Here is a 15804-nt window from a genome sequence, read left to right as displayed (position 1 = left end):
AATCAGTTGACGTGCCATAACTTATCACCTCTAAACAGTATCTTTATTCTATGCAACTTCATGTAAAATTGGTATAATCCGGTGGCGGTGTCAATGCCTCCTGTGGCTACTAGATTGCCTTCTGATGGGTCGATTTCTCCGTTTTTGTTGGTGTCGAATGTCTCGAAGGGGATATCGAGATTAAATTTACCGCCTGAATCGGTTGTGGTGGATGGTTCGTTGGTGTCGAGGATGCCGTTTTTGTTGGCATCTAAGAACACAGTTGCACCGGAGATATAACCATCAATCACCCAGCGCCCATCTGTTGTCGTTGTTACCTTGAAAGTCTGTTCGCTACGGCCACCGTAATAGTCTGTAGCTATTAACTTCGCCTCGAAGGGTTGCGAACCGCTTGGGGGAGTTCCGGTGAATGTGATGGTGTTTTCCCAAGGGTTGAATTGAAGTCCTAGCCAATTAGTGTTTGAGCCACTAAATTCTAAAGGACTGCCATCAAGTAGAGTTAACTGGTAATTAATCTGGTCGCCATCGGGGTCAGTGTATACATCTTTGATAGGTTGGTTAAACTCAGTGGTCTTGGAAGCCAGGTTAATTTGCTTTTCTGGAGGACTGTTCTCAATTCTAAAAGTGCCTCCTCCGGCAAAGAGCGAACCTTCCCAAGCAGTATCAATTGCTTGCACGCCCCAGTTATATTCCCCGCGAGGCAAGTCTTTGAGTTGCCAGCGGGTGTTTTGACTGACATTCCCCAAACCCACGAGTTGCCGAGTTCCATCGATATTCCAAGACATCGGGGAAAGAATATCCTTGCCATCCGATCCCGTAACTCGCAGGTTGTAGCTTAAACCGATATCGGGAGTTTGCTCGTCTGTCCCTCGGTTCCACTTGAAGGTAACATCTCGACCAGAAACTTCAGCCGGTAGTAGTGCGGGTGGAGTGGGAGGAGTGTTCGCGATCGCAGTGTTATTGCGGAAGACTTTGGTAAAGAAGTCGTTTTCGTTTATGAACCCGTAGGGGTTGTTTGTTGAATAACCCGTGAGCAGGATATCCAATTTACCATCCTTGTCGTAGTCTCCCCAAGCAGGGTGGGAATCGAACTTATTACCAGGCTCTGCGCCACTATCGATTTGTACGCCACTGTCGGTAAAGCCATTGCCCGTGTTTTTATAGATTTTGGTGACGCTTGTTCCTGGACTTTGGAAATCTTGTCCCTCCCAACCAGTGACCAGGATATCCAATTTGCCGTCATTGTCGTAATCTCCCCAAGCAGCTTTAGCTTGACCCAAACCAGGTATCTGTACACCTATGTCTTCAAAGCTAGCTGGCCCATTGTCACTGGTTGTGTTGCGGTAGACTTTGGTGAAAAGCTGGGTTGAACCATTCGCGCCGTCGCTCGCCCCCGTGAGCAAAATATCAAGTTTGCCGTCGTTGTCGTAGTCTCCCCAGGCCATATCATCAACTCTGGCGTCAAAGCGAGGGAATTCTGAACCTAAACCAGGCAATGATACGCCAGTGTCTTGAAAAACGCCATCGCCCAAGTTGCGGTAGAGTTTGGCTTTTTGCCTTTGCTGCCCTGATAGAGTCTGTTGTGACTCCCTTACCCGGATCAGAATATCGAGTTTGCCATCATTGTCAAAGTCAGCCCAAACCCCAGAACTGGTAGCACCAGCTATTTCGCTAGTCCCAAATAGCGGTTCGCCAGTATCAAGACGTGCTTTGCTGTCTTGAAAGCGGTCTTGATACATAACAGGTTTTGTGTTGCGGTAGAGCGTGGTGGCGATCGAGTAGTCGCTCCCAGAACCTTGTGTATTGAGCAACAGATCGGGACGCCCGTCATTGTTGTAATCGGCCCAACTCGATCGAACAATTGCAGAGGAGAGGTTGTCACGCAGAACTGCATCTAAGCTAAAGTCCTTACCACCACCGTAGCCGTTATCACTGCCGCGGTAGATTTCGTACTTAAGAATGTTGTTGCCATTGTTAGCGATCGCAGATGTATCCAGCCACCCGTCATTGTTGTAATCTGCCCAGACTGGACCATAACCATCTCTTCGATACAATTCGCTAAAGCCATATTCGCTCAACCTTTGACCGTTGTTGTTGTCGTAGGTTCCGGTGTTGTCGTAGATGTACCTGTTTCCGAGGATATCCAGTTTGCCGTCATTGTTGTAGTCTCCCCAGATAGCTGAACCCAAACCAGATATCGGAGCGTTCGTGTCGGTAAAAACTGAAATTTGGTTGAGGGCTTTCCGGAGATTCAAGCGTCCGCCGCTGACCGTTTTCCCTTGCAGAGAAGGAAGTGGGTCAGTAGTTGTCATTAAGATGTTTTTTAGCTCCGTGACTGTCAGGCTGGGGTTCTGAGCTAAAAGCAGAGCCGCTGCACCTGCCACATGAGGGGCTGCTTGAGAGGTGCCTGGAATCCAGCCATACTGATTATTAGGGAGTGTGCTGCGGATGTCACGCTTATCGCCGCCTGGAAAAACCGCACCAGTACCGCCTGGAGCACCTAGGTCTACTGTATTTTCTCCATAATTCGAGAACCCGGATAGCTGGTCTACGTCATTCGTGGCCGCTACCGAGATGACATTAGGGAGGTCGTAGTTAGCAGGGTAAGACGGCAAACTGTCGTTGTTTGAAGGGCCATTACCCGCTGCTGCTATGAACAAAACGCCCTTGTTGTTGGCGTCGCCGATCGCATTAAACATTGCTTGAGAGTACGAACCACCACTAAAGCTGGCATTAATCACCTTTGCCCCTTTTTTTGTGGCGTAGTCAACTGCTCTCACTGCATCGCTAGTCGACCCCAATCCATCAAAGTTAAACTTTAATGGCATGATACTAACATTTTGACTCACCCCCACTACACCGATGTTGTTGTTACCAACAGCTCCAATTGTTCCCGCTACGTGAGTACCATGACCCTTGTCATCCATCGGATCGCGGTCGTTGTTAACAAAGTCATAACCGCGCACATCATCAATGTAGCCATTTTCATCATCATCTATGTCATTGCCTGCTATTTCTCTTAAGTTCGTCCACATATTAGCAGCAAGGTCTTGGTGAGTGTAGTCCACACCAGTATCAATAACCGCCACTACCACATTTTTGCTACCCCTTTGAATATCCCAAGCTTCCGGTGCATCAATATCGGCATCTGGCGTCCCACCAGTCTGTCCAGTATTATTCAAACCCCAGAGTTGATCGAATTGTGGATCGTTGGGTACTGAGTTGATAGAGAGCAAATAGTTGAGTTCAACGGTCTCGACCCTGGGATCTTGAGCTAAGCTGGTTTGAGTCGCTAGCAAATCTGCATTTGGAGCCAACTTTACTAATCGCCATTGCTCCAATTCACCTGGCTCCACTGCTGAATTGATCTGTAAGCTTGGCGGTACAAGGTCTTCGACTGCGATCGCGCCATTAATTTGAAAAACACTCTGGATGGCAGCATCGTTTACATTAGGTCTCAACTTAACCAGAAGCTCACCTGGCTTATATTCCACCCCAGTTGAGGGATCGACTGCGACTCGCCCATTGCTAGCAGTCTCGTTATCCCTGTTAACAACAGTGGCATCCCATGCGTTGAGGCCGTTGTAGTTACTATCGGCACTCACAGCAGGCGCAGTCACAATCTGATAAGTCTTATCGCCGTCAAATACTTGATCGTTGACACCCGTTACCGTAATCGGCTGCCACTGATTCCAATTAGCAGAATTGAAGGTAATCGATTCCGTTGAAATTACTCCCTCTGCCTCATTGTTGCTACGCACATCAATTCTCACATCAGCAGTAGGTTGGCTGTTGAGTCTGATGGTGAATTGGTCTGTGCCGCCTGTTTCTGTAGTTACTAATCCGGATGCCGGACTAATAACAATGCCAGGACTTCCTATTGGTTGCGGATCGGCAGCTACTGGTGGTGTCGGCGTCGGCGTGACTGGTGTCGGCGTCGGCGTGACTGGTGTCGGTGTCGGCGTGACTGGTGTCGGTGTCGGCGTGACTGGTGTCGGTGTCGGCGTGACTGGTGTCGGCGTCGGCGTGACTGGTGTCGGCGTCGGCGTGACTGGTGTCGGCGTCGGCGCTACATCGTTATCAGCGATCGCCACTGTCACGCCCGGAATCCCGATCGCACTATACTTACTATCAGCACTCTGGGCCGTATGAGAAATACTGCCTGTATGATTTCCTTCAACAACCGCATCGTCTGTAGCCGTTACAGTCACTGGTTTCGCGACATTCCAGTTAGTAGCGTCAAAAGTAACATCAGCGATCGCATTAATTTGACTGCCATTGGCGAAACTAACCGTCACAGGTGCCGTGGGCACAGAAGTTAGTTGAACGCTGTAAGTGCCAGTAGCACCACCTTCGGTAGCAGTTATGTTCGTAGGTGAAATACTCACGCCTGCGGTATCGTTGTCAGCAATCGTGGCAGTCACAGGAGAAATTGTCAGCGCATTATACTTGATATCGGTGCTGGCAGAAGTGTGAGCGATGGTGCCGCCGTGGGTTCCTTGGGCTATGCTGTCATCGATCGCACTAACAGTGACAGTCTGATCCACATTCCAGTTAATGCTGTCAAAAGTAATTGGGGCGATCGCATTTATTTGATCCCCTGTAGCGAAACTAACCGTCACAGGCGCGATCGGCTGTGATTTTAACTTAACCCTGTACGTGCCATTCGCACTGCCTTCGGTAGCAGTTGTACTCGTAGCTGAAATAGTCACGCCTGCGGTATCGTTGTCAGCAATCGTGGCAGTCACAGGAGAAATCGTCAGCCCATTATACAAAGTATCGGAACTGACAGAAGTGTGAGCAATCGTGCCGCTGTGGGTTGCTTCGGCTATGCTGTCCTCGATCGCACTAACAGTCACATTTTGAGCAACATTCCAATTACTGGGGGTGAAAGTCAGAGGTGCGATCGCACTAATTTGACTGCCCGCGTCAAAATTAATCGTAACGTTGGCAGCAGGTGCGGTAGTCAAAACCACGCCGTAGGTAGCCGTTGCACCGCCTTCAGCAATATTTGTACTGCCTGCCGATTGCACAATGGAAACACCGGGACTATCGTTATCAGTAATCGAAGCCGTGACATCGGGCATCGGTTTGGCGTTATAACTGGCATCGGTACTGGTAACTGTGTGAGCGATCGTACCGCTGTGGGTTCCTTGTGCTACACTGTCGTCGATCGCACTAACAGTCACAGTTTGATCGACATTCCAGTTTGTGCTGTCAAAAGTAATCGGTGTGGCGATCGGGCTAATTGCATTGCCAGTATTAAAGCTAATATTAACCGGTGCCGTCGGTTCCGAAGTTAGCTTGACTTTGTAACTACCAGTTGCGCCGCCTTCTGTAGCAGTGATGTTCGTAGGTGCAATGCTGAAATCGGCAGAGTCATCATTTGTGATGGTAGTTGTAGCAGTTGCAGCAGTAAGGGTAGGTGTCGGCCCCGGTGCAACAGGATTCGACAGCGTAATTTCAACTGTTTCGTCGGGTTCTACTAATCCGTCGCCTACCACATTTAATGTAATAGTTTTAGATGTTTCCGCTACCGCAAAATTGATTGTGCCACTAATACCCGTTGCCCCAGAAGTGCCGCCGATGTTGTTGTAGTCGCTGACGTTTGTAGCTGTTCCTCCAATTGCATAATTTACGCTACTCGCTACACCAGTGCCGCCGCTGCGAGTCACGGTAAAAGTCAGAGGAGTTGTGTCGCTATTACCTTCGGGAATGCTGGCAATATCGGCTGCGACAGCGTAAGAAACACTACCGTTAGCTGCAATAGTTAGTGTTGTTTGTTTGGTTATACCTGCAACGCTACCAGTGATTGTGCCAAAGTTGAGGATTGCTGTTTCGGCGTTTTCAGGGATATTGTCAGGTTTGATAGTAACTGCAACATTCTGGGTGAGTGCGGCACCTGTTGCACCTGCTGGGAATGTAATCGAGGTAGGGGAAAAGGTGTAGTCTGAATTTTCGGTGGCTGTGCTGCTGGGGTCGATGACAATTGGTACTGTTACAGTAGCGTCAGGAGTGCCGCTGATAGTAACGGGAATATTAACTACCGTGTCTGCGGTTCCTTCTGTTGCGCTGTAAGTTGCAGCACCGAAATTTACCGCCGGGGATGTATTCAGCAGAATCGAGGTGTTATCACCCGCAGTGTTCGCCGTAGCTAAATCGGATAAGCCATCTTTGTTAAAATCGCCTACAACAATACCTGAGGTACCGCCTCCCACAACAAAATTAGTGGCAGTCCCAAAGCTGCCATTGCCACTTCCAAACAAGACGGAGACATTGCTCGATGAACCGTTGGCTGTGGCTAAATCGAGTTTTCCATCGGCATTGAAGTCACCACTAGCAATATCTTCGGGTTGCAATCCAACGCTAAAGTTGGTAGCTGTACTAAAGCTTCCAGTGCCAGTTCCTAACAGTATTGATACGTTGTTTGAGCTGTAATTGCTGGCTGCTAAGTCAGGATTATTGTCCGCGTTAAAGTCTCCTATAGCAATGGAATAAGGCTGATCTCCAACGGTAAAGTTAGTGGCGGCGCCGAAAGTGCCATTAGCATTCTGCAACAGGATGGATACGCTGCTAGAATAAAAGTTCGTTGCCGCTAAGTCAGACTTGCCATCTTTGTTAAAGTCGCCGACAGCCACATAAGTGGGACTTGACCCCACGCTCAAATTAGTAGCTGCGCCAAAAATACCATTACCATTACCCAGCAAGATGGAGGCGTTGTTAGAGTTTAGATTGGCTGTAGCTAAGTCTGAATTGCCGTCCCCGTTGAAGTCTGCCACAGTGACGGTATCGGGGTTTGACCCCACACCAAAGTAGGTGGCTGCACCAAAAGTGCCATCACCATTCCCTAACAGGATAGAAACGTTGTTAGTCGCTTGATTACCCGTAACCAAGTCAAAATTACCGTCTTTGTTAAAGTCGCCTACAGCGACAGACTCGGTAGAGAGCAGGGTCGGCGAGTTGGTGTTAAAATAAGTGGCAGTGCCAAATTGGCCAGTGCCATCTCCCAATGCGATCGAGACGCTGTTAACTCCAGGGCTGGCAAAGGCTAGGTCAAGATTGCCATCTTTATTAAAATCCCCACTGGCCACTTCCTGGACCTCGTCGGTTATGGGAAAATTAGTCGCAGTACCAAAAGTAGACAGAACGTACTCGTAACCCGCTAACACTTCGGCTTCAAATACCAGTGGCGTTTCTATTTTCCCGGTTCTGACTTTTAGTTCCCAGTCCCCGCCCTTTGCTACACTTCCGGTGAGGTTTTCGGAAGCTGCAACACTGGCCCCGGTTAACTCACTCAAGCGTTTGACAAATGCTTTTCCTGTCTCGCCTGCTGCTACACAGCACCCGTAAAGGAGGATATTAGGTCGATTTTTGCTCCTTGAGTCGGTTTGTGGCGAAAACCATTGCTGTAGAGAATCCTGATCGCACTCTATATCATCTAAACTAAAGCGAACGTCGCCGAGTTGCAAGCTACCCGGAGCACCGTGAGAAACGATGTGAATGCTGTCAATATTGGTACGAAGAGCTAAAATTTGAGTAATTTGGTCGATCGCATCTTTATTCCCATCCAAAACGATTACTTCCGTACCCGGTTTTACCCCAGCGACTAAACTTTGGTAATTTTCTACTTGAGTGTCGATAAAGGCGATCGCACTTGGTGAAACTTGATTATTTAAATTTGGCATAGTGCACCTACTAATAGCTAAAAAAAGACAATGATTACCCTGTTTCGCGACTTGCGTCCGAAACTATTCCTGAAGGTTGTAGTAACCATAACTGTTTTTTGAGAAAATATATATAAACTTTTCTTTATAAACCCCTATTTAATTAAAGTTTTGATAAAGTTGGGGAATTCTCTTAAGTAATATTGGGGATGAGCAATCGCGAGGTTGCTCATATAACACAAAAAGAATTCAATCGCAAGTGTAATGAAACTGAAATATTAAGAGCGGGATTTTTGATATATATGTGCGATCCCGTTCCGCCGTTCGTTTCAACCCCTGGCGGACTTTCGGGCAAGGGTGGGAGCGGGTTTACTAGATAATTGGTTTTAGGCAATTATTTCTCGTAAAACAGCCCCTACAAGTTATTCGTTAGAATCTTTAAGGGCGATTCCCTACGGGATAGCTTCGCTTCACGTACTTACTTCAAACTCTCACAGAAGAAGTGCTTGAATTCAAATCGCTCTTAGAGCAATGCGAAATTAACCGCACTAATATTGCTAGCAGAAACTCCCGCCAGAGAAGCTAAAATCTCCCCTGTTTGGGCAAACCGGATTAAAGTTGAACCGCTATCTTCGGCAATTGCCAATTGCGAGAAACTTAGCCCGTTCCCCAATACTAACAAGTCTTTACCAACCTCAAAGTCAGCAACAGTATCAGTACCGGAATAGGTAGAGAGTAAGAATTTATCATTGCCTACATCCCCTACTAAGGTATCATCGCCCAAATCGCCGCTGAGGAAATCGTTACCCTGACCTCCTAGCAGAATATCATTGCCTTGACCGCCGTAGAGGGTATCGTCGCTCTTTTCACCAATTACGATGTCTTCACCTCGATTACCAGAAAGGAAGTCACTGCTGGCACCACCAGTCAAAGTATCAAAACCCTTTCCGCCATAAAGCGTATCGTCCCCAATTCCACCATCTGTTAAGTCGTTCCCCTGATTGCCATTCATCCAATCATTGCCATCAAGGCTAAACAACAGGTCATTCCCTTTTTTACCGCGCAATATATCATCGCTAGCGCTGCCCGTCAGGGTATCATCGCCATCGGTGCTTTCGGTAGTATTTTCCCCATCTTTAACGAATTCAATACCGCTTTCTAGGAATGGTTCATCGGGTGTAGATGGTGCGCTAGAGTCATCAGTATCTAAGGTATTGCGGACTGTTGGGTTGTTAGCTGTCGCCGACTGAATTTTGGTATTTAGAGATGCACCAGTATTTTCGGAAATCGCCGACTGAATCGTTTTATTTCCGGCTGCGACTTGCAGTAAATCTTGGGCTACTTCTCCTTGTGCGACTTTTTGTAGGCGGGCGATTTCTGTGGCGGCATCTGAGGGCGAGGAATTGCTGGATGCGATCGCCTTTATTCGCTGATTTCCCTCGGCAATAATAGAGGCAGCATCCGAAGCAATACTAGATACTTGCGGTACTTGCAGTTGACTTGTCGCCGACTCAATAATCGCCTGCAACTGCGTTGAATTGCTTAAATCGACAGTGCCAAATTTAATTTGATCGGCAACGGCGGAAATTACGCGATCGGCAATCTCATTTTTCGCGGTATTTGAAGCACCGCTAATTAAATCAGTTATCAAAACAATGGTATTTTGCACCTGAGCGTGTGCTGCATAAACCGCCAAACCGTTCGGGTCGTTTTGAGTAATTGCCTGTAGCGGATCGTAGCTAGTCAAGTCAATTTCTGACGACACTCCCAGTGCAGATTTTACCTCAATTTGCGCCTGATTTTGGTCAGTACCTTGCTCGACCAACTCGGTCATTAGGGTAGTTAACGGAGTGACGACTGTAGCATCAGGTGTGGCAAATAGGGGTGTTTGCTGGGGCAAATAAGTAGAAGTATCGATGCCATCGGTAAGGACAATTTTGCCTTCATTTGGTTCGATATCGCCACTGTTATTTTTGTCGAAATCGTCAAGAGAGACATCTAAGTCAAAGCTGCCATCGGCGTTAGTAATGGTGAAGGGTTCGTTATCATCTCGGATACCGTTAAAGTTGCCATCAAAGAAAACAGTAGCCCCGGCCATGTAACCGTCTATTGCTCTGCCCCTACTGCTAGAACTCGGTCCCAAACTAAAGTTAGCTAACTCAAATGTAGCCAAGTTATTATCGTAGACTGTTTTGTAATCAAATCCGCAGGGATAAGGTATACGGATGCGCTTACCAAATATTTTGAAACTTTTCTCACAGAATTTGACTGAAATTACCTTAGCTTCAGCACCGAGAAAAGCATTAACTTGTCCTGTTACATCAAACAGTACCGAGGGTTGGCTGATGCGGGAAGTAATTTCCGATGTTCTGATTTTGCCGTCGCCGCCTTGTTTGGGCTGGAATTCTCCAATATCTATCAAATCGATGCCGACTTTTCCTTGAATTCCACCTTTGACATAACCCTCGACAATTTTTGCATCTATCCCAGCACCCACCGCAATACTAGCGTCAAGACTGAGTTCGTCAACATCTGGCCCTGTACCGTCAGCATTTTCGCGATCGCTCACATAAAATCCATCCAAAACTTTGTCAGCAGAACCCGCATCAAAATTCGAGTTTTTCCACTCATTTAATCCGTAGGTATCGTACCCAAATCCTAGATGAGCTGAAGCACTAAAATTCCCTTCTAGTAAACCCTCGATCGGCCCCCAAATAGGAAATTTTTGATCGATATTAAAGTCAAATCCCAGTTTGGGCATCTGATAGGTGAATACCGGAACATCCGGTTTACCTATCAGCAATTGAATCGCGGTTTCCGGTTTGGTCAAGAGTGGCAAATCAAAGCCATCAATATCTTGTAAAGCATTTAAGAACTCCTTGACCTGGCCGCTTGTTTTGGAGTTGATTTGTTGGTTAGCGGTTTGCTGTACAGCAGTCTTTGGAAGCGGGGAAGCATTCTGAAGATTCGCACTGTTATCAGCAACGTCTATATTACCCAGAGTGTAAGAGCCCAAATCGATTTTATCGGGAGAATTTGCTATTTGGTTTGCCAAATCAACAACTTTATCAACCTTAGCAACCGCATCTAAAAAGCGAGTATCGATATCGCGACCAGAGATTTTTGCTGCCAGTTCTAGTACGCTAACTTTGCCATCCCCATTTTTATCAAACGGCCCCCCTAGACCGAGTTTAGACAGTAACTTGGTGTCGGCATTGAGGAAGTTGATAACTGGTCGAAATGGTTTAATGACATCGGAAATTTTACCGATTATTGGTTTAGCAAAATTATTGACAAATGTCCCCAAATCAAGTTGCATATTGTTAAATGCAACTGCGGGCTTTTGCGGTCCGGTTAACTGACCGTTAGCGTAATTTAGGATCGGCCAATCAACTGCTAAGTCGAAGTTATAGGAGGGGAAGGCAGCATTGCCGTTGATGCTGGTTTTTGCTGTGAGACCGAGATTAGCATTGCTCGTTAAGTTGGCATTGAATAAGTCTTTAAACTGATAGTTGCCTTGCAGTTCTGGCAAGGTGAGGCGAGATCCATCATTCAGGCCGCCCAGATTGTCTAAGTCATTGAGCTTGACTTCGAGGTTGGCATCGACTTTAGTAGGGTTGTTGGTATCGTTGGCCAGGTCAACTTGGAAAAAACCTAAGTTGCCTTTAGCCTTGAATTGGTCATCTAGACCCAAGTCAATGTTGGCGGTTAACTTGGTTTTGTCAGTATCTATGTAGCAGCCGAAATCTTTACTAACACCAACTCCTAGGGACAAGTTGTAGTTGTATTTTGATTTTGCTTTTCCATCTACATCTAAGCTTAATGCCGGTACTCCTAAGTTTGTCGAGAGATTGATGTCGGGAAACTCATATTGCTTGCCAAGAGTAATTAGCAAGGTACTTTCAGCAGAAGTAGAATTCCCAGTGAGAGCAACATTGAAGTCCGATCCCAGTGCAGTGCGGAGGCTAGTTTCTAACTGAGTCAGAGTTTGATTTCCCTGATTTTTAATCGTATCGACTAACTTAGTCTTGATGTTGCTAATAAAATCTGAGGGAATGTTCTTGAGAGGGCCGACAATGGGTAGGTTAACTGCCTGTAATTGGTCGTCAAGAATTTTCTCAAGTTTATCCAATCCAGCTTCTACGCCGCACCAATTCTTCTGTGTGTCGATGGTACCACCAGGTGTGTCATCGCCTCCAATGCGTAGCCCTATCGGCGGTGTCGGCGGTGTCAGCGGCGTTGGTGTGGGAGTCCCTGTTATCGGCGTCGGCGTCGGAGTACCAGTTGTCGGCGTCGGCGTCGGAGTAGCAGTTGTCGGCGTCGGCGTCGGAGTGCCAGTTGTCGGCGTCGGCGTCGGAGTGCCAGTTGTCGGCGTCGGCGTCGGAGTAGCAGTTGTCGGCGTCGGCGTCGGAGTGCCAGTTGTCGGCGTCGGTGTTGGTGTCGGCGTTGGTGTCGGCGGTGGCGCTACATCGTTATCAGCGATCGCCACTGTCACCCCTGGAACCACAATTTCGTTATACTTAGCATCAGTGCTACTCACACTGTGAGTGATATTACCGCTGTGCGCCCCTTCCACAATCGTATCATCAGCAGCTTTCACCGTAAGGGTTTGACCGACATTCCAATTATCTGCAGTGAAAGTCACAGGGGCGATCGCCTGAATCTGCTCACCTGTTGTGAGAGTGATAGTTACAGGGGCGATCGGCTGCGACGTTAATTTGATCCCATAACTGCCATTCGCACCGCCTTCTGTAGCAGTTGTTTGCGTGGGAGTAACAGAAATACCAGCGGTATCATTGTCCTTATTGGTAATGCTAACATCCGCTACATCTCGGTTGTTATAATTCACATCTGTACTAACAGCAGCAGCCGTGACTATTTTGTAGTCAATATCGCCGTCAACAATGCTATCGTTAATCCCTGTTACTGTCACCGGCTGCGGTGTATTCCAGTTAGCAGGAGTGAAAGTTAAACTATTAGTCGAAACAGTTCCCTCGGCAACATTATCCGTGTTCAAACCGATAGTAACATCAGCGATCGGCTGAGTATTCAGAACCACAGCAAAGTTAGCCTTGGTGCCATCTTCCCCAGTAGTTAATCCCGCCGTCGGATTAATTGTAATTCCCGGAGTGTCATTGTCAGTGCTGGTGACCGCGACATCATCAGGATCGAGGTTATTGTAATTAACATCGGTACTCACAGCAGCAGCCGTGACAATTTTGTAAGGTTGAGGGCCATCAGCTACTAAATCGTCAATGCCACTCACTGTTATTGTTTGCGGTTGAGTGTAATTAGCGGGAGTGAAAGTTAAGCTATTAGTTGAAACTGTTCCTTCTGCAAGATTGTCACTCCTCAAACCGATGGTAACGTTAGCAGTAGGTTGAGCGTTGAGTTTGACTGTAAATTCTGCCTTGCCACCAACTTCACTTGTAGTTAATCCCGATATTGAGTTAACTGTGAAACCGGCTTTGTCATCATTAGTAATAGTTGTGGTAGCGGTAGCAGTGGTAATTTTAGGTGTTACGCCCGGGCTTGTGGGACTTGAAAGGGTGACGGCTATGGTTTCGTCGGGTTCAACTAGGGTGTCGCCTAATACATCGAGAGTAATAGTTTTGGATGTTTCACTGGCGGCAAAATTAATAGTGCCAGTAACAGCAGTTGCGGCAGAAATGCCGCCGATGTTGTTGTAATCGCTGACGTTTGTAGCAGTTCCTCCAATGGTATAATTGACGCTACTTGCCCCGCCTGTGTTGCCGCTGCGAGTCGCAGTGAAAGTCAGAGGTTTTGTGCCGGTATTACCTTCGTCCATGCTTGCAATATCGGCGGCAATGGCATAAGAAACAGTACCGTTAGCAGCAATAGTTAATGTTGTTTGTTTGGTTGTACCTGCAACGCTACCGGTGATTGTGCCAAAGTTGAGAATTGCGGTTTCGGCGTTTTCAGGGAGATTGTCAGGTTTGATAGTAACTGCAACATTCTGAGTGAGAGTAGTAGTGCCGACGGGGAAAGTAACAGTAGTAGGGGAAAAGGTGTAGTCTGAATTTTCGGTGGCTGTGCTAGTGGGGTCGATCGCAATTGGTACTGTTACAGCAGCGTCAGGAGTAGCGCTGATAGTAACGGGAATATTGACTACTGTATCCGCAGTTCCTTCAGTGCCACTGTAAGTTGCAGCACCGAAATTTACCGCCGGGGATGTATTCAGCAGAATCGAGGTGTTTTGAGAGGCAAAGTTCGCCGTAGCTAAATCGGATAAGCCATCTTTGTTAAAATCGCCTACAACAATACCTTGGGGACTGGCTGCCACAAGAAAAGTAGTGGCAGTCCCAAAGCTGCCATTGCCACTTCCAAACAAGACGGAGACATCGCCCGCTCCATTGTCGGCTGTAGCTAAATCGACTTTTCCATCGGCATTGAAGTCACCACTAGCAATAGCAAGGGGTTGTGTTCCAACGCTAAAGTTGTTAGCTGCACTAAAGCTTCCTGTGCCATTTCCTAACAGTATTGATACGTTGCTTGAGATTTGATTGCTGGTTGCTAAGTCAGGATTGTTGTCCCCATTAAAGTCTCCTAAAGCAATGTAATTAGGGCTATTTCCAACGGTAAAGTTAGCGGCGGCGCCGAAAGTGCCATCGCCATTCCCTAACAGGATGGATACGCTGTTAGAACCAAAGTTCGCTGTCGCTAAGTCTGGCTTGCCATCTTTGTTAAAGTCGCCGACAAGCACAAAATAGGGAGTTGACCCCACGCTCAAAGTAGTAGCTGTGCCAAAAGTACCATTACCATTACCCGGCAAGATGGAGACGTTGTTAGAGGTTTGATTGGCTGTAGCTAAATCTGAATTGCCGTCCCCGTTGAAGTCTCCCACAGCGACGGTATAGGGCCTTGACCCCACACCAAAGTAGGTGGCTGCACCAAAAGTGCCATCGCCATTCCCTAACAGGAGAGAAACGTTGTTAGTCGCATTATTAGCCGTAACCAGGTCAGAATTACCGTCTTTGTTAAAGTCGCCTACAGCGACAGAGTAGGTAGAGAGATCGCTTGGCGGGCTGGTGTTAAGATTAGTGGCAGCGCCAAATTTGCCAGTGCCATCTCCCAGTGCGATCGAGACGTTGCGAGCCTCTCCAGTGGTTGCAAAGGCTAGGTCAAGATTGCCGTCTTTGTTAAAATCGCCAGTGGCAACTTTACGGAGACTGTAGGTTATGGGAAAATTAGTCGCAGCACCAAAACTATTCAAAACGTACTCGTAACCTGCTAATACTTCGGGTTCAAATACCAGCGGCGTTTCTATTTTCCCGGTTCTGACTTCTAGTTCCCAGTCGCCGCCTTTGGCTACACTTCCGGTGAGGTTTTGGGAAGCTGCAACCGACGCGCCGGTTAACTCACTCAAGCGTTTGACAAATGCTTTACCTGTCTCGCCTGCTGCTACACAGCACCCGTACAGCAGGATAGTCGGTCGAGTGTCGCCGATTGAGTCGGTTCGTGGCGAAAACCACTGCTGTAGAGCCTCCCGATCGCACTCTATATCATCTAGACTCAAGCTACCGTCGCCGAGTTGCAAGCTGCCCGGAGCACCGTGAGAAATGATGTGAATGCTGTCAATATTGGTACGATGACCTAAAATTTCAGTAATTTGGTCGATCGCATCTTTATTCCCATCCAAAACGACTACTTCTGTACCCGGTGTTACTCCGGCCATCAAACTTTGATAATCTTCAACTTGAGTGTCGATAAAGGCGATCGACCTTACTGAAACTGGAATATTTAAATTGGGCATAATCCACCTGACTGGGGTTTCAAAAAAATACAATAATTCCGCTATTTCGTGACTGGCGTCCGAAACTATCTATCAATTTTTATTTATACAGACACACCCTTTATCCGTAAAAACTCGGTGACTCCTCATCTTTTGTCGTAACGATAACAGTTTTTTTACAGAAAATATGTAAATTTTTCTTAAAAAATACCTGGTTAATTAAATTTTTGATAAAGATATGGAAAATACTTAAGTATTATTACTGTAACGAATGCGAGATTAATTTACCAAAAATATTTGTGAAACGTAAGTGCAATTGTACAGAAATTTCAAACTCAGCAATTTTGATACATACTTTAGGGTGCGTCAGCAATTAGTCGTGCAGAA

2 protein-coding genes are annotated in these 15804 nt (G+C 47.1%); both read right to left on the bottom strand.

The genetic code is table 11. The features are described 5' to 3' along the window. Positions 1-2 precede the first annotated feature (2 nt). Entirely contained in the window at positions 3-7685 is a 7683-nt protein-coding gene (locus QUA62_RS13205; RefSeq protein WP_333404522.1) for an FG-GAP-like repeat-containing protein, read from the bottom strand. A gap of 502 nt (positions 7686-8187) precedes the next feature. Then, on the bottom strand, positions 8188-15438 hold the full coding sequence (locus QUA62_RS13200) for a DUF4347 domain-containing protein (RefSeq protein WP_333404520.1): 7251 nt from the start codon (positions 15436-15438) through the stop codon (positions 8188-8190). Positions 15439-15804: the final 366 nt, after the last annotated feature.

Origin of the sequence: Microcoleus sp. MON1_C1, from assembly GCF_036701945.1 — a bacterium.
Lineage (GTDB): Bacteria > Cyanobacteriota > Cyanobacteriia > Cyanobacteriales > Microcoleaceae > Microcoleus.
This window is presented reverse-complemented; position numbering and strand designations above follow the sequence as displayed.

What these genes read in the sequence shown, in the direction of transcription:
- QUA62_RS13205 (WP_333404522.1), bottom strand. Translation starts at nt 7,685, where the DNA reads ATGCCAAATTTAAATAATCAAGTTTCACCAAGTGCGATCGCCTTTATC.
- QUA62_RS13200 (WP_333404520.1), bottom strand. Translation starts at nt 15,438, where the DNA reads ATGCCCAATTTAAATATTCCAGTTTCAGTAAGGTCGATCGCCTTTATC.